A 22,672-nucleotide genomic window follows, 5' to 3' on the forward strand; every position below is an offset into this window, starting at 1 on the left:
ACTTCCCACTCGAGATGACGCCGCCGGAACCCATCGAAGCGGCTGCAAATACGCCATCCGGCACCGCCGACGACCTGCTCGACTGCCTGCTGCTGGTGGCACGCGCCCACGGCCGCACGACGACGCGCGACGCAATCCTCGCCGGCCTCCCCGTCGGCGCCGAAGGCCTGAAGCCCTCGCAGTTCGAGCGTGCAGCCAAGCGGGCCGGCTTCACCAGCCGCATCGTGTGCAAGCCGCTCGCGGGGCTCAACGACGCACTGCTGCCGACCATCCTGCTGCTGCACGGCAACACCGCCTGCGTGCTGACGGGCTGGAGCGAGGATCGCAGCCATGCCCGCGTGATCTTTCCCGAACTCGGCGAAGCGGTGGTCGACCTCCCCTTGCCGGAATTGCAGGCGCGCTGGAGCGGCCGCGCGATCCACATGCGGCCGAAAGCGCATTTCGATGCGCGAACCCCGGCCGTGCGCACCCACCGCGGCGAACACTGGTTCTGGGGTGCGATCATCGAGAACCGCTCGCTGTACCGGGACGTGCTGCTGGCCGCCTTCATGATCAACGTCTTCGCACTCGGCGTGCCGCTGTTCACCATGAACGTGTACGACCGCGTGGTACCCAACAACGCGGTCGAAACCCTGTGGGTGCTTGCCGCGGGCGTCATCGTCGTACTGGTCGGCGACCTCGTGCTGCGCACGCTGCGCGGCTATTTCGTCGACCTGGCCGGCAACCGTGCCGACCTGAGGATCTCGGCGCTGATCATGGAGCGCGTGCTCGGCATGCGCATGGAAGCGCGCCCCGCCTCGGCCGGCTCCTTCGCCGCCAACCTGCGCGCATTCGAATCGGTGCGCGACTTCATCGGCTCGGCAACGGTGGTGGCCTTCATCGACGTGCCCTTCGCCGTGGTCTTCCTGGCGGTGATCGGCTGGATCGCGTGGCCGATGCTGCTGCCCTTCGCCGCCGGCGTCGCCATCGTGCTGCTCTACGCCCTGAGCGTGCAGCGCCGCATGCACGAGCTGTCCGAGCTGACCTACCGCGCCGGCGCCCAGCGCAACGCCACGCTCATCGAAGGCCTGGTCGGACTCGAAACCGTCAAGTCGCTCGGCGCCGAGGCGCCGCTGCAACTCAAGTGGGAAAAGAGCGCCGCGCTTCTCGCCCGGGTTGCGGCGCAGCTGCGGCTGCTGTCGGCCACCGTCAGCAACGGCACCTCGACCGTGCAGCAACTGGTCAGCGTGTCGATGATCGTGCTCGGCGTGTATCTGATCGGCCGCGGCGAGCTGTCGATGGGCGGCCTGATCGCCTGCTATCTGCTGTCATCCCGTGCGATGGCACCGATCGGCCAGGTCGCCGGCCTGCTGGTCCAGTACCACAATGCCTCCACCGCGCTCGAATCGCTCGACCAGATGATGAAGCGTGAAGTCGAACGCCCCGAAGGCAGCAGCTTCATCAGCCGCGGCAGCTTCCGCGGCGAAATCGAATTCCGCGACGTCAGCTTCACCTACCCCGGCCAGGAAACCGAGTCCTTGCGCACGGTGTCGCTGCGCATCCGCCCGGGCGAACGGGTCGGCATCCTCGGCCGCATCGGCTCGGGCAAGACGACGCTGGAAAAGCTGATCCTCGGCCTGTACCGGCCCAGCGCCGGCGCAGTGCTGATCGACGGCATCGACCAGCGCCAGCTCGACCCCGCCGAGCTCCGCCGCCACATCGGCTACGTGCAGCAGGACAGCACGCTGTTCTACGGCACCCTGCGCGAGAACATCACCATCGCCGCGCCGCAGGCCGACGATGCGGCAGTCATCCGCGCCGCCGAGACGGCCGGCATCCTCGATTTCGTCAATTCGCATCCGCGCGGCTTCGACATGCTGATCGGCGAGCGCGGCGAATCCCTCTCCGGCGGCCAGCGCCAGGGCGTCGCCATCGCCCGCGCAGTCATCAACGACCCGCCCATGCTGCTGCTCGACGAACCGACCGCGTCGATGGACCACTCGAGCGAGGAAACGATCAAGCGCCGCCTGGCCGAATTCGCCCGCGACAAGACGCTGCTGATCGTCACGCACCGCACTTCGCTGCTCGATCTGGTCGACCGCATCATCGTCCTCGACGGCGGCCGCATCGTCGCCGACGGACCCAAGGCGCAGGTGGTCGAAGCCTTGCGCCAGGGCCGTATCGGAAGGGGTGCGTGATGGGCGCCATCGAAGAACGCGCCTTCAAGAACATCGGCGAGCTCTCCGGCCGCCCTGCGAATGCCGGCAGCCGGATGTTCGGCGGAATGCTGTCGCGGCTGAGCTCGATCGAGCGCGACGACAGCCTCGACTGGTCGAGCGATGCCGACTGGGCCCGCCTGCAGCAGGAACCGCTGCGCGCCCGCGCCCTGCTGCGCATCGCCGCGGTGGCGGTGGTGCTGTTGCTGGTCTGGGCAGCCTTCGCCAAGGTGGATGAAGTCACCCGTGGCGAGGCCAGGGTGATTCCGTCGCGCCAACTGCAGATCGTGCAATCGGTCGACGGCGGCGTGGTCGACAGCATCGAAGTGCGCGAAGGCCAGGTCGTCGAAGCCGGCGAACTGCTGCTGAAGGTCGACCCCACCCGCTTCATGTCCTCGCTGCTCGAAAACCGTGCCGAATACCTGTCGCTCGAAGCCAAGCGCGCGCGGCTCGAGGCGCTGACCCAGGGCACGCCGTTCTCCCCGCCGGCGGAAGTCGAGCAGGAAGCGGCAGACATCGTCGCCCACGAACGCCGGCTCTACGAGTCGTCGCAGGCCGAGATGGAGGCACAGCTTTCGATCGCCCGCGACCAGCGGCGCCAGCGCGAACAGGAACTGAACGAAGTCCGGGCGCGCCATTCGCAAGCCGGCAGCGCCCTCGGCCTCGCCCAGCAGGAACTGAAGGTGACCAAGCCGCTGGCCTCGTCGGGCGCGGTTTCCGAAGTCGAACTGCTGCGCCTGGAACGCGACGTCGCCCGCCTGCGCGGCGAGCGCGACCAGGCCGCGGCACAGATATCGCGGGTGCAGTCGGCAATCACGGAATCGACGCGCAAGATCCAGGAGATCGAGCTGAACGTCCGCAACCAGTTGCGCGGCGAGCTCTCCGAGACCATGTCGCGGCTGAGCAGCCTGTCGCAAGGCAGCCGTATGCTGGCCGACCGCGTCAAGCATGCCGACATCCGCTCGCCGGTGCGCGGCACCGTGCAGCGCCTGCGGGTGAACACCGTCGGCGGCGTGGTCCAGCCGGGCAAGGAAGTGGTGGAGATCGTGCCGCTCGACGATGCGCTGATCCTCGAAGCCAGGATCAAGCCGAGCGACATCGCCTTCCTTCGCCCCGGCCAGCAGGCGCTGGTCAAGTTCTCCGCCTACGACTTCGCCATCTACGGCGGACTCCAGGCCGAGGTCGAGCATATTTCGGCGGACACCGTGGTCGATGAAAAAGGCAACGCCGCCTATGTCGTCCGCGTGCGGACCCACGAATCGACGCTGGGCGAGGGCCTTCCCATCATCCCGGGCATGATGGCCGACGTGGATATCCTCACCGGCAAGAAAACCATCCTTTCCTATCTGCTCAAGCCCGTGCTGCGGGCAAAAGCCAATGCGCTGACAGAACGATGAACCGAGACATTTTCATCAGCGGCCATTCGATCGCGGCCGCCCGCTGGCAACAAGCCATTCCGCACGCGCTGCTCGCCGAATCCGGCCGCGGCTTCGGCATCGGCCCGAACGACCTGGTCTGGCTGAGCGCCGAACTGCCCGACTGGCGCAGCCGGATCGCCGATCTGGTCAAGCAGAACGGCTGCAGCGTCGTCGTGCTCTCGCTGCAGCCCGACCAGCGCGAGGCAATCGCCGCGCTCGAACTGGGCGCCCGCGGCTATGCGCATGCGCTCGCTGCGCCATCCCTGCTGCGCGAAGTCGCGACGGTGGTGCGGCACGGCGGCTTGTGGGTGGGCGAGGAACTGATCGGCCGGCTGCTGGGCGCACTGCAGTCCCATCTGCCTGCCGCGAAGGACGACGCGCTCGCCGCGCTGTCGCAGCGCGAACGCGAAGTGGCACAGGCGGTGGCTTCCGGCATGAGCAACAAGGAGGTGGCGCGCATGCTCGGCATCACCGAGCGCACGGTCAAAGCCCATCTGGGCGCCATCTTCGAGAAGCTGGGCGTGCGCGACCGGCTGCAGCTGGCACTACGCGTCGGCGCCGCCGGGATGCCTGCCGGCGGCTCACCGGCAAAGGCTGCCGAAGAGATTTCCGCGCCCCTGTCCTTTGGTCCAATGGTCCCGGCCGGCGGCGCGACATAGGATCGGGTCACGTTGAAATCCTGTCCGGACGCACTGGCGTCCGGTCGACTCCCAATCCCAGAAGAGGCGTGCAATGGCTACCAGCCTTCCTCCCGTCGCAACCGTCGTCACGATCCACGGCGCTGCATTTGCGCGCGACGCCGACGGCAACACCCGCTCACTCAAGGCCGGCGATGCGCTGCGCGAAGGCGAAACCCTCGTCACCTCCGCCGGCGGCCGCGTCGAACTGGCCATGGCCGACGGCAGCCAACTGGCAATCCCCGAAAACCAGACCATCGCCATCGGCGCCGAGATGGACGAGAGCACCCGCCCGGCAGCGGCCGACGCCCAGCTTGCCAGCGCAGACATCGAAAACGTGATCCAGGCGCTGGAACGGGGCGGCGATCTCGGTGACGCACTCGAAGACCCTGCAGCCGGCCTGGCCGGCGGCGGCGGCGGCGAAGGCAACAACTTTGTTCGCCTGCTCCGCATCGCCGAAGGCGTGACCCCGCTCGAGTTCGAGTTCGGCATCCTGCCGCCGGACGAACCGCCGATCTTCTTCGGCGGCCCGCTCGACGACGAAGCGGAAACCACCTACACCCCCAGCATCGTGGTGCCGCCGTCACCGTCCGAGAACGTCCCCGAGACGGTCACCGTCACGCTCACCGACACCATCACGGTGACCGAAACCGTGACCGGGACGGCCACCGGCACCGTCAGCGGCATCATCACCGATACGATCACCGGCATCGTCACCCAGACGGTGCCTTCCACCGTGACCGAAACCGTCACACTCACCGACACGAACACCGCAACCGCAACGGCAGCCGGTACGGCAACCGTCACCCAGACCGCCGCTGGCCCCACCGCCACGGCTACTGCCACGGAAACGGGCACCGCAACCGCGACCGAAACCAGCACTGCAACCATCACCCAGACCAGCAACGGCCCCACGATCACCGAAACCGTCACGGCCACGGAAACCAACACCGCAACCGTGACCGAAACGGGTACGACAACCTTCACCCAGACCAATATCGGCCTCACCGTCACCGAAACCGTCACTGCAACGGAAACCAACACCTCGACGGTAACCGACACCGTCACCTTCACCGAAACCGCTGCCGGCCCCGAATCCACCGGCACCGTCACGATCACGGAGACCGCCACCGACACCGTGACCGAAACCGGTACGACGACCCACACCCAGACCAGCAACGGCCCGGCAATCACCGAAACCGTCACGGCCACGGAAACCGTCACCAGCACGGAGACCGAAACCGATACTGCGACCTACACCCAGACCAACACCGGCTCCAGCATCACCGAAACCGCCACCGTCACGGAAAGTAGCACCAGCACCGTGACCGCCACCGATACTGCGACCTATACCCTGACCAGCGCTGGCCCTACGGCCACCGAAACCGTGACCAGTGAAACCTATTCCACGGCGACGGAATCGCTGGCCACCCAGACTCATGGGATCGGCAAGGACGGGAAGATCGATACCGGCGATCTCGAGATCGAATATTCACCGGTAAGCGGCGGCACCATCACCGTCGACGATGGCGGCCTGCTGGGCATCTCCGAAGGCGCTGGAGACGAGCGCATCAGCGATGGCGATAAGGTCAATGCAATCATCAAGAACAAAGATGGAACGCTGGCCCAAGTCTATTCGCTAAAGCTGACAATCTATGTAGAGAGCGACGACGCTGAATTCTACGTAATAGTCAATGGCGTCTCTACCTATCATAAGTTTGATGACGGCCCGGGCCTGAAAGAAATCACCATCGAGTCCAGCACACCCTTCAGTGAGTACTCTATCGAGCATTATCTGGGCAGGTTCGCCATCGGCGGCCTCCAGGCAGGCGGCGAGCGGGAAATTACGGAAACCGAAACTGTGACCGTGACCGACACCGTCACGCAGACACTGACTGAAACTGTCACCGTAACAGAAACCAGCACCCCGACGCTGACCGAAACCAGCACGCAGACGGTCACCAACACCGTCACGCCTACGGTCACCGACACCATCACCGTCACCGAAACCACCACCGTCACCGTCACCGACACCAATACCATCACGGTGACCGACACCGATACGAACTCCGACACCGTCACCGTGACCCAGACTGTCAACGGCCCCAAGGAGACTGAAACCGTCACCTCGACAGTCACCGACACCCATACCGTCACTGCAACCCACACGCCGACGGTCACCGAAACCTACACGCCGACGGTCACCGAAACCCACTCCATTACCGAAACCCATACGCCAACGGTTACCGACACCGTGACGGTGACCAACACCATCACACCGACGATCACCGAAACGCTCACCGTCACCGAAACCAGTACGCCAACGATCACCGAAACCAGCACGCAGACGATCACCGAAACCGTGACGCCGACGGTCACCGAAACGCTCACCGTCACCGAAACCCATACGCCGACGATCACCGAAACCGACACGGTCACCGTCACCCTGACGGACAACGGCCCCACCGTGACCGAAACCGTCACCATCAGCACCACTGAAACCGACACGGTCACCGTCACCGAAAGCAGCACCGAAACCTTCACGCAGACCGCCAACGGCCCCGTCAGCACCGAGACTGTGACCGAGTTCACCGAAACCATCACGGTCAGCCAATGGACAGAGACGGTGACCTTCCCAACCGTTACGGACACGATCACCGACACCGCGACCGTGACCGACACGGCAACCGACACGGTGCAGAGCCAGACTGTCACTGCCCAGGCGCTGTCTGCAAACGACGTACTGCTTCAGGACGACAGCCTGGCCGGCGGTAGCGGGGCATCCAGCAGCGGTGGCGATACGGGGGCCAATGCCTTTGCGGCCTTCCAGCCGGATCCGGCAAGCCAGTTGCTGCAGAACACACCAACCGTCGAATAAGGCGCGAACGTACAAGAATGGCGACGGAATCAGGCCCGTCGCCGCATGCTTTTCTGAATAGGCGGAATATCGATGAGGATACTGTTCATCCACGAAGGCCTGGGCCAGTTCCAGACCTTGCACGAATACCTGAACAGCGAAGGACTGGCACACTCCTGGTTCCTGTGCAGCGCCGGTGTCCATAACGCCAACAAGGATCGAATCCCCAACCTGGTTCCTTTCGCCGTAGCCAGCGAAAACCCCAACGGCTATTTCTACACCAAGAATCTCGAAGCCCGGATTCAGCGTTCATTCCTCATCAAGCAAGCAATCGGCGAACTGCTCGAGCGAACCGGCATCGACCTCATCGTCGCCCACGGCTCGGGCGGCTTTCCCTTGCAGCTATTCGACGAATTCGACGTCCCCATCATCAGCTACATCGAATTCCCGTCCTTTGGCCATCATGGCCACGACCCGAAATACCCGCAGCCGGACTACGCTACCTACCGCGACAAGGTGTTCGAAATGACGAGCTATCACCAGGCGCTCAAAAGCGATCTGGTGATTGTACCCAGCGTCTATGCCAGAGAGATGTTCCCGGCCTGCCTGCATGACCGTATCGTGCCGCAAATGGAAGGTTTCGACATCAAGCGCAAGCCCTCGACCTTCGCCAAGGAAGAAGGCGTGTTCCACATTGGCTTCTCCGCCCGCGACCTGTCCTCAGCCAAAGGCTTCGAGCAGTTCATCCTGATCGCCAAGGAAGTCCTCAAGCAGCGCCCGCAAGTGCGCTTCGTTTTCTGCGGCTCGCCGAAGGTGTTGTACAGCTACGAGGAAGTTTTCCTGCAGCACAACTTCCCCGCCGAATCGCGGCCCGAATCCTTCATGCAATACGTATTGCAGCGCGAAGGCATCACGCTGGGCGAAGGATCGAATTTCCAACACGTCAGTTTCGCCGGCTACGACGACTTCGCGAGCTATGTCGAAGCAATGGACATGTTCCTTTACCCGCTGCAATTCGGCTCGGCCAACTGGGGACTGTTCGAACTGCTGTTTCGCGGCAAGACGATCATCGCCAGCGACCACTGCTTCGTGCCCGAGGTCATCCGCCACGGCCATAACGGCCTGCTGTGCAAATACGACGACATCGCAAGCTGGGTACGCTATGCCGCCGAGATCATCGATGCACCGCAGGACTTCATCCATCTGGGCGAAAACGCGCTGGCCGATGCCCATCAGCGCTTCCACATCAGCAAGGTCGCTCCACGCTACCTGTCGATCTTCGACACCGTGATCCAGCGCCGCAAGCTCGGCGTCTTCTGAACAAGTACAACCACGGAGGCCACGACATGCCATTCGTCGAGCGGGATTCCAGCGGAAAAATCATTGCAGCCCGGCTGACCCCGTCGGAAAGCGCCTCAGAGTGGATCGACGCCGACGCGGCCGAACTCACCGCCCTGACCGACACCCCCATCCTGGAGGACCCACGCGCCGCTCTCGAGTATACGGATCAAGGTCTCATCCGCGTACTTGAAGACCTCATCGACACCCTGCTCGCCAAGGATGTGATCCGCTTCACCGACCTTCCCCTCCCAGCCCAGAACCGCCTCCTGCAAAGACGCTCGTTGCGCAATTCGCTCAACAGCAATGCGAATCTGCTCGATGACGATGGCGGATTGCTTTAGGGCAGGCCTGAACAAGCCGGCCTTTGTTCGTCACGCCCACGAAGACGGGAGCCCAGCGCCTTCGACTTCAAGGTCTTGATTCCCTGGGTGCCCGCCTTCGCGGCATGACTGGCTTGCTCGGTGCAACCCCAGCGGGAGAGCCATAGCCCAAAACAAAGCCAGACGGGAAGTCCAACCGTCTGGCTTTGTTTTGGGGCGGCGCCATTGAGACGCCACCCGATACCTGGGATGCGGTCAGATCTCCTTGCGACAGCCCCTCCAGGCCAAGCCGGCGATTCCCAGGCCAAGCAACGCCAGCGAAGCCGGCTCCGGCACCTGCGAGCCGCCGCCAGGAATGCCAGCGAAGGCCAGGCCGGAGTCATAACCCTTGTCGAACCTGTTCGATACACCGAACTCGAGGATGTAATCACCAGCATCGATGATGTCGAAGCTCGCCTTGAGCCAGCCAGTAGAGCCGCATCCACCACCACTGCGATAGCATTTCTCGGAATACTTATCCAAAGCCGACCAGTTTGGAGCGCCACCGGTGATCGAGGCGTTCGGCAGATTGATCTGCGCAGCCCCCTGGGTGCCGAAAATGTCCGTGCCGTCGTCCGTCGTATGGACGGTAAACAGCAAGAAGGATTGGCTCAGGTCGGCAGACCACAGGCGCACCCAGCCATAATCGGCATAACGCCCGCCATCGGAGGAGATGTAGTTGAAATCGAAGGACAGGCTCTGGCCCGCAGTGGCTGAAAAAGCGGCAGTCCGCACATAAGAGCCGTTGGTGCCGCCAAGGCCGTCCAGATAGACGCCACCGGCGCCGCCGCTCGTCGACACCCAGCCATAATCGCCGCCGCCCGGCGGGGCGCCGACCACACCATCTACGCCCGACACGCCATAACCACCCACCCCATCCGTCAACGACATGGGCGCTGCGGAAGCCATCACGGAAAAGCACAACGCTGCGCCCGCGACCAGACTCGAAAGTACCGTTGATTTCGTCACGAAACAGTTCTTATAAGACATGGACAACCTCCTGATAACTGTTCATTCAAAGCAGAGCTACTGAGTTGTCCAACTATTAGCAACAGCCGTGCCACCATTCTTACGCCAAATCGAAAAAATCTGAAAACTCTGCCGAATGTCCTGCAACGCTTTTATTCTATTGAAAACAAATCTCCTAACCGATTGATTTTTATATTTTTCCCATTAATCGTGATTTATTTCACGAAAACCAGCAAAAAACTCCAAATGGAAGAGTTTGCGAATTTTATCGATGATTTTTCGAGGCAGCTGTAAATATTTCCGACGATTCGAGAAGTTGCGGAATTCATGAAATACGAATAACAGGGCACCTAAAGAACACCGCCCCCCCCCCCCGCTCAGGATGCAGCTCAAACCCGAAACCATCCTTTCACCCTGGACGACAGACGCCGGCGTGGGCGGCCTGCTCGCATGCCGGACCCCTGCCTGCTCACTTCCTCATTCCGGCAGCGGTTCCTTGTACTCCTCGACCCTGATGCCACGCATCTGGTAGCCGGCGCTACCCATTTCGGAATCGATGCGCCCGACGGTCAGCACCCCATCCACCCACACCGGCGACATGTTCATGCCGGCCGGCACCGGCTTGTCGGGAATCACGTGGATGAGCTGGTTGGCCGGCGGCGGCGGCACATGGACGCAGGCGCCGAAGTAGGGTACGAGCAGGAATTCGCGGATCGTGGCGCCGTCGCCTTCGAGCGGCACGACGAAGCCGGGAATGCGCACCGACTGGCCCGACAGGCGCTCGACCACCGGCGCGCGGCCCCACTCCTCGCGCATCCGCGTCATGATCTCCATCGCGCGCGGATCGTTGTCCTGCAGATCGTCGATCTGCAGGTCGGCGAAGAACTTCTGCGGATCCCAGTCGGCAGGGATGAGATCGTCCCAGCTTATCTCGCGGAAAGGCGTTGCCGCGCCCTTGCCGGTGTTCTTTCCCGCTTTCTCCTTCGCCGGTTCGAGCCGGTCGCCGACCTGATAGTCGCCGCCGGATTGCGCGAACACGGCCGGAGCCGGGCCGAAACCACCTGCCAGGGCGAGCGCGCCGGCCAGGATGCCGACACGGAGGGAAGGCAGGGAAAACCGGGGCAATACAGGCATCTTCATATCCTGATCGTCAGGCCATCGGCCAGGGAGTAACGGTAGGCACGCCATGCCGGCACCAGGCTGGCCGCCAGGCTGGCGCCGAGCACCACGCCCAGCAGACGCCATTCGCCCGCCGACGGCCAGCCCGGCACGAGATTCAGGCCGTACTGGGCGGCCAGCCACGGCGCCGCCACGGCGACCGCACCATACAGCAGACCGAGCCCGAGCACGATGCCCGCCAGCGACAACAGCAGGCTTTCGAAGGCGAGCAAGGCGAAAATCTGCAGCGGACTGGCGCCGAGCGCACGCAGGATCGCCAGTTCGCGGCGGCGCTCGCCCAGGCTGGCGACGACCACCGCCACCAGGCCGGCCAGCCCCACGGCCACGACCAGCGCCGACACCGCCAGCAGCGCACGCTCGGCCATGCCCACCAGCGACCACAGCTCCTGCAGCGTGGCGCCGGGCAGGATCGCCGTCAGCGGCTCGCCGGCCATGGTGTTGATCTGGCGCTGGACGCGGAACACCGCGATGCGGCTGTCGAGTCCGACCAGCGCTGCGGTAACCGACTTCGGGCTGAGATCGAACTTGCGCACCTGCTCGGGCGCGATCGACAGCCCCGGGATCGGCGCGCCGCCGTGCCAGTCGATATGGATCGCCTCGATGCCCTCCAAGCCCACCAGCACGCTGCGGTCGACCGGCGTGCCGGTGCGCGCCAGCGCGCCGACGATGGTGAACGGCTTGTCGGCATGGTCGGCGAAGCGCGGCCCGCCCTCCCCGCCCAGGCTGCCATGGCTGAGCACGATCCGCTGGCCGGGGCGATAGCCGAAGCGCGCCGCCACTTCGGCGCCGACGACGGCCTCGAAGATGCCGTCCGGCACCGCAGCGAAGGCGCGCCCCTGCGCGAAGGCCAATGCGCGGCCGGCACCGTGGCGATAGTGGGCGAAGAAATCCGCCGTGGTGCCGACCACCCGCATGCCGCGATGCGAATCGCCCAGCGAGATCGGCACCAGCCACTTCACCTGCGGCAGCGCGGCGATGCGCTGCATGCTCTGCCACGACACGTTGTTGCTGGCATTGCCGATGTGGAACACCGAGTACAGCAGCAACTGCACCGCACCGCCGCGCGCGCCGACCACCAGATCGGTACCCGAGATCGTCTGCGCAAAGCCCTCGCGCGCATCGTTGCGCAAGCGCTCCACGCCCAGCAGCAAGGCCACCGACAGCGCGACCGCGATCACCGTCAGCGCCACCGACAGGCGGCGGTTGCCGATGCTGCGCAGGCTGAGCGCCAGCATCGGCGTCATGCTCCGGCCTCCACCGCCGTGGCATGGTTGATCTGCGCCAGATCGAGCACGCGGTCGAAATGCGCCGCGAGCCGCAAGTCGTGGCTGACGAACAGCAGTGCCGCGCCCGAGGCCGCACACTCGCCCAGCAGCAGGTCGACGAAGGCCTGCTGGCGGTCGGCATCGAGCGCCGAAGTCGGCTCGTCGGCGATGATCAGGCCGGGCCGGCCGATCAGCGCCCGCGCCGCCGCGACACGCTGCTGCTGGCCGACCGACAGTTCGGCGGCGGGACGTTCGAGCGCCTCGGCGTCGAGATCGAGGCGGGCGGCGAGGCGCCCGGCCTCGGCCTGGGCCGTGACGCCCGCGGCGCGCAGCCGCGCCCGCCGCGCCGCGGAAAAGCGGCAGGCGAGCAGGATGTTGTCGCGCGCGGACAGGTAGGGCAGCAGGTTGAAAAGCTGAAAGACGAAACCGATGTTGTCGGCGCGAAAACGGTCGCGCGCGCCCGCCGACAGGCGCGAGAGCGGCTGGCCAGCAACGCAGATCCCGCCCGCCTGCGGCTGGATCACGCCGCCGACCAGCGACAGCAGCGTGGTCTTGCCGCTGCCGCTGGGGCCGCGCAGAAATACTCGCTCGCCGGCCGCCAGCGTCAGATCGTCGATCGCCAGGCAGTCGACGTCCGCCTTCGGCCAGCGATAGCGCAAGCCGCCGACCGCGACCGCAGCGCAGTCGGCGCCGGGCGACGCCTCCGGCATCACAGCGGCAGTTCGGCCTTGGCGGGAGTCAGCACCGCAGCGCCCTGGCCGGATGCCGTCGCCCGCTCGACGCGCACTTCACGCAACCGCGGAAAGCTGTCGAACAAGCGGACATGCAGGCTGTCGAGCCTGTCGGGCGCGGTGCATTCGAAGCGATAGCTCGCCGCCAGATCGGCGTGGCCCTCATGCTCCGTCGCGCCATGCGCGTCGCTGTGTCCATGGCCGTGGTCATGGTCGGGCTGTTCGCTCTGCAGCCACGGCGAATCGAGCTTCGCCCCCAGCAGCTGGCAGCCAGCCGCAGCCGGCAGGCGGAACAGCGCGGCGCCGTCGCGCAGCAGCGCTTCGGCATCGGCGATGGCCTTGCGCTGCTCGTCGCTGCGCGGTTCGTGCTCGAAGCCCACCAGGTTGTCGAGCGGGCTGAGGAATTCGATCACCAGCGCCTTGTCGGCGCTCGCCACCCGCAGCGTGGCCACGCCATGTTCGTGTGCAGCATGGGTCTGGTGATCATGCCCTTCATGGGCGTGCAGGGCGTGGAAGGGCATCGCGCCGAACAGCGCGCAAAGGGTGGTCATGACAAGGCGTGCAGGTTTCATCATTCCTCCGGGAACGGATCAGGCTCGATCGAGGCGCTTTTAATGCTACAATGTTGCATCAAACACGGACAAGTTCCTTTCCATTTCCGCCCCCAGATTTCATCCATTCGATTTCGCCACTCTTGCCCGCCTCGCTGGCCCACCCGTGACCGCAATGCCAGACCATCCGCCTCCCGCCTTCGTTCCCGCCCGTGAGCTGATCGCCGCTCATGGCGGCCGGGTCACGCGCACACGCGTGGCCGTCATCGAAGCACTGCAGGCCAGCCCGCATCCGCTGTCGCACGACGAGATCGGCGCCACGCTGGCGGCGGCCGGCATCGCGCACGACCGCGTCACGCTTTACCGCGCGCTCGACTGGCTGGTCGAACAAGGCATCGCGCAGCGCATCGCCGGCGGCGAACGGGCCTGGCGCTTCGAGATCCGCAGCGACGGCGAACACCGCCACGCGCACTTCCATTGCGACCGCTGCGGCCAGATCCTGTGCCTGGAAGACGTGCCCGCCGGCCCCGACCCGGCCTTGCCGGCCGGCTTCGAGCTCGCCCGCAGCGAACTGGTGTTCCACGGCGCCTGTGCCGACTGCGGGCGCGAAGGTGCCAAGGCGGCCAAGCGATGAGCGCCCACGACCAAGGCAGTCCAGCCGCTGCCACGCCCGCACGCTCCGCCCAGGCGCGCGCCTCGCAGGATTCACACGCCTACCCCCCGTACCCGCCTCGCAGCCTGCTCGGCGTCGGCGTCGTCGCCCGCCTGGGCGCCGCTGCGCTCGCCACCGGCCTGCTGTGGCTGGCCGTGCTGTGGGCGCTGGACTGAGGACATGCACCCCGCCCCGCCCCCGCTGATCCGCATCGAGAACCTGACGCTCGGCTACGACCGCCATCCGGCGGTGCACCACCTGAGCGGCGACATCCCCGCCGGCGCCCTGGTCGCCGTCATCGGCCCCAATGGCGCAGGCAAATCGACCCTGCTGAAAGGCATCGCCGGCGAGCTGCGCCCGATCGGCGGCCGCATCCTGATGCCCGGCCTGCCGCCGGGCGCGCTGGCCTACCTGCCGCAGCGCGGCGAGATCGACCACAGCTTTCCGGTTTCGGTGTTCGACGTCGTCGCGATGGGCCTGTGGCGCGAGATCGGCGCTTTCGGCGGACTGTCGCGACAGCAGCGCCAGCGGGTGCGCGAGGCGCTGGCCGCGGTCGGCATGTCCGGCTTCGAGGCGCGTCCGATCGGCTCGCTGTCGGGCGGCCAGTTGCAGCGCGCGCGCTTCGCCCGGCTGATGCTGCAGGATGCGCCGCTGATCCTGCTCGACGAGCCTTTCGCCGCCATCGACAGCCGCACCGTGGACGACCTGGTCCAGCTCATCCTCGGCTGGCACCGCGAAGGCCGCACGGTACTGACCGTGGTGCACGACTTCGAACAGGTCCGCCGCCACTTCCCCACCTGCTTGCTGCTGTCGCGCGAACCCGTCGCCTTCGGCCCCACCGCCCAGGTGCTGACGCCGGAGATGCTGGCGCGCGCGCGCCGCCTGTCCGAGGCCTTCGACGAGGATGCGCCGGAGTGCCAGATCGAACAGCCGGCCCAGGCCCTGCCTCCGGATGCCGGCCCACATGCCCACGGGCATGCCCATCGCCACGAACACGGCTCGCACCGGCATTGATCCGCAGCCGCTGCGCTGCCAACGCTCCTCCTCTCATCGTGACCGAATTCCTGCTCGCCCCCTTCACCGACTTCGCCTTCATGCGCCGCGCGCTCGCCGGCTGCCTGGCGCTGGCGCTCGGCGCCACGCCGGTCGGCGTGTTCCTGCTGCTGCGCCGCATGAGCCTGATGGGCGACGCGATGAGCCACGCCATCCTGCCCGGCGCGGCGCTCGGCTACCTGGCCTTCGGCCTGTCGCTCGGCGCGATGACGATCGGCGGCATCGTCGCCGGCATCGTCGTGGTGCTGGCCGCCGGCCTGGTGACGCGCGCCTCGGTGCTGAAGGAGGATGCCAGCCTCGCCGCCTTCTACCTGCTGTCGCTGGCGGCCGGGGTCATGATCGTGTCGCTGCGCGGCCGCAACCTCGACCTGCTGCACGTGCTGTTCGGCTCGGTGCTGGCGCTCGATGACGGTTCGCTGCTGCTGATCGCCTCGATCGCCAGCGTCACGCTGTTCTGCCTCGCCGTGCTGTTCCGGCCGCTGGTCATGGAGTGCTTCGATCCCGCCTTCCTGCGCGGCGTCAGCCGCTGGTCGCCGGTGGCGCACTACGGCTTCCTGATGCTGGTGGTGCTGAACCTGGTCAGCGGCTTCCATGCCCTCGGCACGCTGATGGCGGTCGGCATCATGATCCTGCCTTCGGCCGCTGCACGCTTGTGGGCGCGCGGACTGCCGGCGCTGCTGCTGCTGGCGGTGCTGTTCGCCTTCGGCAGCGGCGTGGCCGGCCTGCTGCTGTCCTTCCATGCCGACGTGCCGGCCGGACCGGCGATCGTGCTGGTGTGCGGCCTGGTCTATTTCGTTTCGCTGCTCGCCGCACCCGGCGGCCTGCTGGTCGCCCGCCTGCCGGTGCGCCACCACCTCGAATCCTGATTTTCTCCAACGCCCCGTACGAAAGGCACCGCCATGAACGCTTTCCGCCCCTCATTGCGCCGGCTCGCCGGCATGCTCGCGCTCTGCATGCTGCCCATGTCCAGCGCCTTGGCACAGGCCGAGCCGCTCGAAGTCACTGCCAGCTTCAGCATCCTGGGCGACATGGTGCGCGAGGTCGGCGGCGACAGGGTCCGTGTGCGCACGCTGGTCGGCGCCAACGAGGACGCTCACGCCTTCCAGCCGCGGCCGTCGGACGCACGCCAGATCGGCAGTTCGGCGCTGGTGGTGGTCAACGGCCTGGGCTTCGACGACTGGATGGCACGGCTGGCGCGTTCAGGGGGCTACAAGGGCACCATCGTCGTTGCCAGCGAAGGCGTGAGCACGATCGAGATGGCGGACGACGGTCACGACCATGATCATGATCACCACGGCCACGACCATGGCCACGGCGCCGACCCGCACGCCTGGCAGGATCTCGGCAACGCCCAGCGCTACGTGGCGAACATCGCCGCGGCGCTGGCTGCTGCCGACCCGGCCCATGCCGACAGCTACCGCGCCAATGCGGAACGCTACCAGGGCGAACTGAAAGTGCTGGACGCCGAGATCCGCGCCGCTTTCGCCGCACTGCCGGCCGAACGCCGCAAGGTCGTCACTTCGCACGATGCCTTCGCCTATTTCGGCAAGGCCTACGGCATCCGCTTCCTGGCGCCGGTGGGCGTGTCGAACAATGCCGAACCCACGGCCAGGGGCGTCGCCCGCCTGATCACTCAATTGAAGGCCGAGAAGATTCCCGCGGTATTCATCGAAAATATCGCCGATGCGCGCCTGATCGAGCGCATCCGCGCCGAAAGCGGCACGCGCATCGGCGGCACGCTGTACTCGGACGCACTGTCGGCCGCCGACGGCCCGGCGCCGGACTACCTGTCGATGATGCGCAGCAACTTCAAGGTGCTGCACGAGGCACTGTCGGCGCCGTAAATCGAAGATGCTTGCAGGCCCGCCGTAGGAGCAGCCGCGAAAGCAGGCCGCAGACCTGCTCCGTTGGGGCGTCATCACACCCCATCACGGCTGACGCAGCACGAGTAGGATGGGTAGAGCGTAGCGAAACCCATCACCCCTGCTTCCCGCAAACGATGGGTTTCGCCTGCGGCTCTACCCATCCTACCCTCGCTACACCAGACCCTGGCCGCAGCTGACGCAGCTTCCACGAAAAGCGGATTGCCCGTTTGATCAAGCTGCAGACGCAGCCTCAGCCGAAGATGCTGTGCAGCATCTTGGCGCACAGCGCCATCAGCACGCCGGCGAAGATTTTCTTCAGCATCGCCACCGGCAGCCGGTGCGCCAGGCGGGCGCCGACCGGCGCCACCCACATGCTGACCAGCGACACCATGACGAATGCCGGCAGATAGACGTAGCCGAAGCTCAGCGGCGGCGTGCCGGGCACGTTCCAGCCGTTGACGAGATAGCCGATCGTGCCGGCCAGCGCGATCGGCAGGCCGATCGCAGCCGAAGTGCCGATCGCGTTCTGCACCTTGACGTTGCACCAGGTCATGAAGGGCACCGACAGCGAACCGCCACCGATCGCGACCAATGCCGACACACCGCCGATCCCCAGCCCGACGCCCGTCATGCCGAGCGGACCGGGCAGGTTGCGGCTGGGCTTGGGCTTGATGTTGAGCAGCATCTGGATCGACACGTAGGCCATGAACACGGCGAAGAAGATCGCCAGCGCCGCCGTATTCACCCGCGAAGCGATGAAGGTGGCGCAGAAGGTGCCGACCAGGATGCCGGGCGTGATCGTGCGCACCACGTCCCAGCGCACCGCGCCGTGCGCCTGGTGGGCGCGCAGGCTGGACACCGAAGTCAGCACGATGCTGGCCATCGAGGTGCCCAGCGCCATATGCACCACCTGCTCGTGCGGAAAACCCTGGGCGAGGAACAGCGTGGTCAGCATCGGCACCATGATGCCGCCGCCGCCGACGCCGAGCAGGCCGGCGAAGAAGCCGACAACGGCGCCGAGCACGGGATAAGTGAGCCACCAGATATCGAAAGTCATGCTGAACGATCCATCATGTGTTGTGCGTCGCCACCGCCGGTGGCCGCCCCGCATGGACGAAAATGGACAAAGAGCGCAAAGACAAAGAGCGCAAAAGCGAAAAAGGCGCAACCTCGATGGCTGCGCCTTTTTGTCTGGCCCCCCGCCTGTGCCGTCTCCGCCGGGCATCCTGAACCATGGGTTCAGGGAGGTCGCATCCCTTCCGCTTCAGGATCACCCGCAAGGGGCGTTCACACCAGCGGCCTTGATGGTCAGCAACCGAGTCTCTCGACTATTGGTTCAAGGAATCTACGACTTCGACGAACACTGCAGGGGATTGATCGGTATTGCGCCAAGCATGTCCTCAGAACAGTTTTTCCTGCTGGGCCAGCACCCCGTCGAGGCGTGCTTTCATGAGTCCGATTCTACGCTTCGCACCCGGCATGTCAAACCCGTTTCCACGCTGGTGCTGCAGGAATTCATGGGCGATGTTGAGCGCGGTCATGACTGCCAGCTTCTCGCCCGACGCATTGGTCCTGCCGCCCAGCTCGCGCAGCTTGTCGTCCAGGTAGGCGACGGTGGCGAGCAGGTCGTCCCGCGTCTCGGGCGTGCAGGAAACCCGGTACTCCTTTCCGAGCAGCATCACGTCCAGATGATCCATCGACACGTTTTCAGGCCTCCGGGAGTTTGTCGAGCAGCGCTTCGAGACGATCGACCGCCAGCCTGAGCTTGGCTTCGAGCTGGCGGTTCTCGGCGTCGAGCTGGGCGACGCGGCCATGCAGACCGACGTTGTCGGCCTTGAGCCGGTTGTGCAGACCGATCAGTTCCTCGATCTGCGCTTCGAGTTGAGCAAGTTCGCTATCCATGGTGCCGATCGTAGACAGTGGCCTCAAAGCGGTCAATCAGCGCTGGACCTGGCTGACGTCGCGCACGGCGCCGGTGTCAGCCGAAGTCGTCAGCGCGGCGTAGGCCTGCAGTGCCGCCGACACCACGCGCTGACGGTTTGCCGGCTTCCAGGCCGCGGCGCCCTTCGCCTCCATCGCCGCGCGGCGGGCCGCCAGTTCGGCATCGCTGATCGCCAGGTGGATGCGGCGGTTCGGGATGTCGATCTCGATCGTGTCGCCGTCCTCGACCAGCGCGATCGCGCCGCCGCAGGCGGCTTCGGGCGAGGCATGGCCGATCGACAGCCCGGAGGTGCCGCCGGAGAAGCGGCCGTCGGTGAGCAGCGCGCACTCCTTGCCGAGGCCGCGGCTCTTCAGGTAGGAGGTCGGGTACAGCATCTCCTGCATGCCGGGGCCGCCCTTGGGGCCTTCGTAGCGGATGATGACGACGTCGCCGGCCTGCACCTGCTCGCCGAGGATGCCTTCGACCGCGTCGTCCTGACTCTCATACACCCGCGCCTTGCCGGTGAACTTCCAGATCGACTCGTCCACGCCCGCGGTCTTGACGATGCAGCCCTTCTCGGCGATGTTGCCGTACAGCACCGCGAGGCCGCCGTCGGCGGTGAAGGCGTGCTCCTTGCTGCGGATCACACCGTGTTCGCGGTCGCTGTCGAGCTCGTTCCAGCGCCGGTTCTGGCTGAAGGCGACCTGGGTCGGCACGCCGCCCGGCGCGGCGCGGAAGAAGGTATGCACGGCTTCGTCGGTGGTGCGCGTGATGTCCCACTTGTCCAGCGCTTCGGCCATCGTCGCGCTGTGCACCGTCGGCACCTTCGTGTGCAGCAGGCCGGCGCGGTCGAGCTGGCCGAGGATGGACATGATGCCGCCGGCGCGGTGCACGTCCTCGATATGCACGTCGGCCACGGCCGGCGCGACCTTGGACAGGCAGGGCACGCGGCGGCTGACGCGGTCGATGTCCTTCATCGTGAAGTCGACCCCGGCCTCGCGCGCGGCCGCCAGCAGGTGCAGCACGGTATTGGTCGAGCCGCCCATCGCCACGTCCAGGCTCATCGCGTTCTCGAAAGCCTCGAAGCTGGCGATCGAGCGCGGCAGCACCGAAGCGTCGTCCCGCTCATAGTAGCGGCGCGCGAGCTCGACGATGCGTCGGCCGGCCTCCTTGAACAGGCGTTCGCGGTCGGCGTGGGTGGCCAGCGTGGTGCCGTTGCCCGGCAGCGACAGGCCGAGCGCCTCGGTCAGGCAGTTCATCGAGTTGGCGGTGAACATACCCGAGCACGAGCCGCAGGTCGGACAGGCCGAACGCTCGATCGCATCCACTTCCTCGTCCGAACAGCTCTTGTCCGCGGCCTTGACCATCGCATCGACCAGGTCGAGCGAGATGACCTTGGCTTCCCACTTGACCTTGCCTGCCTCCATCGGCCCGCCGGAGACGAAGATCGCCGGGATGTTCAGCCGCAGCGCGGCCATCAGCATGCCCGGGGTGATCTTGTCGCAGTTCGAGATGCACACCAGCGCGTCGGCGGTGTGGGCGTTGCACATGTATTCGACGCTGTCGGCGATCAGCTCGCGCGACGGCAGCGAATACAGCATGCCGCCGTGGCCCATGGCGATGCCGTCATCGACCGCGATGGTGTTGAATTCCTTGGCGACGCCGCCGGCGGCCTCGATCTCGCGCGCGACCAGTTGGCCCAGGTCCTTCAGGTGCACGTGGCCGGGCACGAACTGGGTGAAGCTGTTGGCGATGGCGATGATCGGCTTGTCGAAATCGCCATCCTTCATGCCGGTCGCGCGCCACAGGGCGCGGGCTCCCGCCATGTTGCGGCCGGCGGTGGATGTGCGGGAACGGTATTGGGGCATGGGGGCGCTCCGGAAATTCTGCAGTAGAGCACGTGATTCTAACGCGCGCAGCGAAGCATGCGTATCATCCCCGCTCTCGCCTTTTGCCAGGAGTCGTCATGACGGAGCCCTCCAACGCCGCCAACGCCCCCCGAACCGATGCCGACGCCGATGCCGGCTTCGACCTCGACGCCGCTGAAATCCGCGTCCTCGGCGTGCTGATCGAGAAGGCCTTCGTCACGCCCGACGCCTATCCGATGTCGATCAACGCCATCGTCACCGGCTGCAACCAATTGACCGCTCGCGAGCCGGTGATGAGCCTGTCCGAAGCGGAAGCCCAGGCCGCCATCGACAGCCTGATCGGCCGCCGCCTGGTCGCCCGCCGCGACCAGCCCAGCGCCCGCGTCGCCAAATACGAACACCTGGTCCGCCTGCGCCATTCGCTGCCGCCGGCCGAACAGGCGGTACTGGCGACGCTGATGCTGCGCGGCGCCCAGACCGCGGGCGAACTGCGCCAGCGCTGCGAACGCCTGCATCGCTTCGACGACATCGCGGCAGTGGACGCGGTGCTGGAACACCTGGCGGAAAAATATCCTCCGCTGGTGACTTCGCTGCCGCGCGCGCCCGGCACCAAGGAAGTCCGCCATGCCCATCTGCTCGGCGGCCAGGCGGCCGTTGCCGAAATGGCCGAAAGCCAGCACGGCGGCAGTACAGGCGGACGCGGGCGCATCGCGGAACTCGAAGACGAGATCCGCCGTCTGCGAGAGGACTTCGACCAGTTGCGGCGCGAGTTCGACATCTTCCGCCAGCAGTTCGACTGATTCCGGCAACCGGCACCGTCCCCGCCAGCCCCAACCTCGATCACGCCCATGCTGACCCACCCGCAGTTCGATCCGATCGCCTTTTCCCTCGGCCCGCTCTCGGTGCGCTGGTACGGGCTGATGTACCTGATCGCGTTCACGCTCTTCATCGTGCTCGGCCGCCTGCATGCGCGCCGCCGCCCGGAACTGGGCTGGAACGCGCAGATGCTGGACGACCTGCTGATGTACGGCGTGCTCGGCGTCATCCTCGGCGGCCGCCTCGGCGAAGTGCTGTTCTTCCAGCCCGGTTACTACCTGCAGCACCCGGCCGAAATCCTCGCGATCTGGAAAGGCGGCATGAGCTTCCACGGCGGCTTCCTCGGCGTGCTGGCGGCAATGTGGCTCTATGCCCGCCGCCACGGCAAGTCCTTCTGGCAGGTGACCGACTTCATCGCCCCGCTGGTGCCGGCCGGCCTCGCCGCCGGGCGCATCGGCAACTTCATCAACGGCGAACTGTGGGGCCGCCCGGTGGACGGCGAACTGCCGTGGGCAATGGTCTTTCCCTGGGTCGATGCGCTGCCGCGCCATCCTTCCCAGCTCTACCAGGCGCTCGGCGAAGGCGCGCTGCTGTTCGCCGTCCTGTGGTGGTATTCGGCCAGCCCGCGCCCGCTGCGCGCGGTATCGGCCGTCTTCCTGATCGGCTACGGCAGCCTGCGTTTCGCTGCGGAATTCTTCCGCACGCCGGACCCGGGCATCTTCGGCACGCTGTCGCTCGGGCTATCGACCGCACAATGGCTCTGCCTGCCCATGATCGTATTCGGCATCGTGCTGGCAGCACGGAGTCGCCGCCCCACCTGAACCTCGGTCACATCGTCCACGAGACCGATAGCAGGAACTCCCCAACACCGTGACATAATTCCTTACCAACAGGACCGACTGCCCTGCTCGCATGACGTCAGACGGCTATGATTGTCGGTTCGTGCATAACGATT

General features: G+C 65.9%; 22 protein-coding genes and 1 other RNA gene. 13 read left to right on the forward strand and 10 right to left on the reverse strand.

Annotation, left to right across the window (positions count from 1 at the left end; translation table 11 throughout):
• The first annotated feature begins 14 nt into the window (after positions 1 to 14).
• The 6 genes from TBU01S_RS06760 (at position 15) to TBU01S_RS06785 (ending at position 8,829) form a co-directional block, all read left to right on the forward strand.
• Positions 15 to 2,177, forward strand: a complete 2,163-nt coding sequence (locus TBU01S_RS06760) for a type I secretion system permease/ATPase (RefSeq protein ID WP_068635877.1) — start codon at positions 15 to 17, stop codon at positions 2,175 to 2,177.
• Entirely contained in the window at positions 2,177 to 3,592 is a 1,416-nt protein-coding gene (locus tag TBU01S_RS06765; RefSeq protein WP_174524513.1) for an HlyD family type I secretion periplasmic adaptor subunit, read from the forward strand. The genes TBU01S_RS06760 and TBU01S_RS06765 overlap by 1 nt, the downstream gene beginning before the upstream one ends.
• Positions 3,589 to 4,272 (forward strand): response regulator transcription factor, encoded by a 684-nt coding sequence (locus TBU01S_RS06770; protein WP_068635879.1) that lies wholly within the window; start codon positions 3,589 to 3,591, stop codon positions 4,270 to 4,272. The genes TBU01S_RS06765 and TBU01S_RS06770 overlap by 4 nt, the downstream gene beginning before the upstream one ends.
• A gap of 73 nt (positions 4,273 to 4,345) precedes the next feature.
• Positions 4,346 to 7,168, forward strand: coding sequence for a retention module-containing protein (locus TBU01S_RS23800; protein ID WP_068635880.1), 2,823 nt, complete (start codon positions 4,346 to 4,348; stop codon positions 7,166 to 7,168).
• Between the two features lie 72 nt (positions 7,169 to 7,240).
• Positions 7,241 to 8,467, forward strand: a complete 1,227-nt coding sequence (locus TBU01S_RS06780; protein WP_068635881.1) for a glycosyltransferase — start codon at positions 7,241 to 7,243, stop codon at positions 8,465 to 8,467.
• Between the two features lie 26 nt (positions 8,468 to 8,493).
• Entirely contained in the window at positions 8,494 to 8,829 is a 336-nt protein-coding gene (locus TBU01S_RS06785) for a hypothetical protein (RefSeq protein ID WP_068635882.1), read from the forward strand.
• Between the two features lie 234 nt (positions 8,830 to 9,063).
• Here the strand turns inward: TBU01S_RS06785 and TBU01S_RS06790 are convergent, their stop codons facing one another.
• From TBU01S_RS06790 to TBU01S_RS06810, 5 genes are all read right to left on the reverse strand, one after another.
• On the reverse strand, positions 9,064 to 9,837 hold the full coding sequence (locus tag TBU01S_RS06790) for an NF038132 family protein (protein WP_068635883.1): 774 nt from the start codon (positions 9,835 to 9,837) through the stop codon (positions 9,064 to 9,066).
• A gap of 456 nt (positions 9,838 to 10,293) precedes the next feature.
• The gene (locus TBU01S_RS06795) at positions 10,294 to 10,950 is read right to left on the reverse strand and encodes a DUF3299 domain-containing protein (protein ID WP_169802957.1); all 657 of its coding nucleotides are present in this window, start codon (positions 10,948 to 10,950) and stop codon (positions 10,294 to 10,296) included.
• 2 nt (positions 10,951 to 10,952) lie between these two features.
• Positions 10,953 to 12,239 carry an ABC transporter permease gene (locus TBU01S_RS06800; protein WP_068635885.1) on the reverse strand — a complete coding sequence of 429 codons (1,287 nt, stop codon included), beginning with the start codon at positions 12,237 to 12,239 and terminating at the stop codon, positions 10,953 to 10,955.
• Positions 12,236 to 12,970 (reverse strand): ABC transporter ATP-binding protein, encoded by a 735-nt coding sequence (locus tag TBU01S_RS06805; RefSeq protein WP_068635886.1) that lies wholly within the window; start codon positions 12,968 to 12,970, stop codon positions 12,236 to 12,238. The genes TBU01S_RS06800 and TBU01S_RS06805 overlap by 4 nt, the downstream gene beginning before the upstream one ends.
• Positions 12,970 to 13,542, reverse strand: a complete 573-nt coding sequence (locus TBU01S_RS06810) for a DUF2796 domain-containing protein (protein ID WP_245650864.1) — start codon at positions 13,540 to 13,542, stop codon at positions 12,970 to 12,972. Before TBU01S_RS06810 ends, TBU01S_RS06805 begins: the two co-directional genes overlap by 1 nt.
• A gap of 175 nt (positions 13,543 to 13,717) precedes the next feature.
• Here TBU01S_RS06810 and TBU01S_RS06815 point away from each other — a divergent pair, with 175 nt between their 5' ends.
• From TBU01S_RS06815 to TBU01S_RS06835, 5 genes are read left to right on the forward strand one after another with little or no spacing between them, the layout of a single operon-like run.
• Positions 13,718 to 14,176 carry a Fur family transcriptional regulator gene (locus tag TBU01S_RS06815; protein WP_068635888.1) on the forward strand — a complete coding sequence of 153 codons (459 nt, stop codon included), beginning with the start codon at positions 13,718 to 13,720 and terminating at the stop codon, positions 14,174 to 14,176.
• Positions 14,173 to 14,370, forward strand: a complete 198-nt coding sequence (locus TBU01S_RS06820; protein ID WP_068635889.1) for a hypothetical protein — start codon at positions 14,173 to 14,175, stop codon at positions 14,368 to 14,370. The genes TBU01S_RS06815 and TBU01S_RS06820 overlap by 4 nt, the downstream gene beginning before the upstream one ends.
• 4 nt (positions 14,371 to 14,374) lie before the next feature.
• The gene (locus TBU01S_RS06825) at positions 14,375 to 15,208 is read left to right on the forward strand and encodes a metal ABC transporter ATP-binding protein (RefSeq protein ID WP_068635890.1); all 834 of its coding nucleotides are present in this window, start codon (positions 14,375 to 14,377) and stop codon (positions 15,206 to 15,208) included.
• A 38-nt stretch (positions 15,209 to 15,246) separates the two neighbouring features.
• Positions 15,247 to 16,113, forward strand: coding sequence for a metal ABC transporter permease (locus tag TBU01S_RS06830; RefSeq protein ID WP_068635977.1), 867 nt, complete (start codon positions 15,247 to 15,249; stop codon positions 16,111 to 16,113).
• 33 nt (positions 16,114 to 16,146) lie between these two features.
• On the forward strand, positions 16,147 to 17,091 hold the full coding sequence (locus TBU01S_RS06835; RefSeq protein WP_068635891.1) for a metal ABC transporter solute-binding protein, Zn/Mn family: 945 nt from the start codon (positions 16,147 to 16,149) through the stop codon (positions 17,089 to 17,091).
• 271 nt (positions 17,092 to 17,362) lie between these two features.
• Here TBU01S_RS06835 and TBU01S_RS06840 read toward each other — a convergent pair whose 3' ends face one another.
• The 5 genes from TBU01S_RS06840 to ilvD all read right to left on the reverse strand — a co-directional run bounded on the left by TBU01S_RS06840 (position 17,363) and on the right by ilvD (position 20,901).
• Positions 17,363 to 18,169: a sulfite exporter TauE/SafE family protein gene (locus tag TBU01S_RS06840; protein ID WP_068635892.1), complete on the reverse strand. Its 807-nt coding sequence runs from the start codon at positions 18,167 to 18,169 to the stop codon at positions 17,363 to 17,365.
• Positions 18,170 to 18,304: 135 nt separating this feature from the next.
• Positions 18,305 to 18,487, reverse strand: a non-coding RNA gene (ssrS, locus tag TBU01S_RS06845) — 6S RNA.
• Between the two features lie 25 nt (positions 18,488 to 18,512).
• On the reverse strand, positions 18,513 to 18,809 hold the full coding sequence (locus TBU01S_RS06850) for a cell division protein ZapA (protein WP_068635893.1): 297 nt from the start codon (positions 18,807 to 18,809) through the stop codon (positions 18,513 to 18,515).
• 10 nt (positions 18,810 to 18,819) lie between these two features.
• Positions 18,820 to 19,014 (reverse strand): hypothetical protein, encoded by a 195-nt coding sequence (locus TBU01S_RS06855; RefSeq protein WP_068635894.1) that lies wholly within the window; start codon positions 19,012 to 19,014, stop codon positions 18,820 to 18,822.
• 36 nt (positions 19,015 to 19,050) lie between these two features.
• Positions 19,051 to 20,901 (reverse strand): dihydroxy-acid dehydratase, encoded by a 1,851-nt coding sequence (gene ilvD / locus TBU01S_RS06860; RefSeq protein WP_068635895.1) that lies wholly within the window; start codon positions 20,899 to 20,901, stop codon positions 19,051 to 19,053.
• A gap of 98 nt (positions 20,902 to 20,999) precedes the next feature.
• Here ilvD and TBU01S_RS06865 point away from each other — a divergent pair, with 98 nt between their 5' ends.
• Both TBU01S_RS06865 and lgt read left to right on the forward strand, forming a co-directional pair.
• Positions 21,000 to 21,701 (forward strand): YceH family protein, encoded by a 702-nt coding sequence (locus TBU01S_RS06865; protein WP_068635896.1) that lies wholly within the window; start codon positions 21,000 to 21,002, stop codon positions 21,699 to 21,701.
• A 48-nt stretch (positions 21,702 to 21,749) separates the two neighbouring features.
• Positions 21,750 to 22,538, forward strand: coding sequence for a prolipoprotein diacylglyceryl transferase (lgt, locus tag TBU01S_RS06870; protein WP_068635897.1), 789 nt, complete (start codon positions 21,750 to 21,752; stop codon positions 22,536 to 22,538).
• Positions 22,539 to 22,672: the final 134 nt, after the last annotated feature.

It is taken from the genome of Thauera butanivorans NBRC 103042, assembly GCF_001591165.1.
Classification (GTDB): Bacteria; Pseudomonadota; Gammaproteobacteria; order Burkholderiales; family Rhodocyclaceae; genus Thauera; species Thauera butanivorans.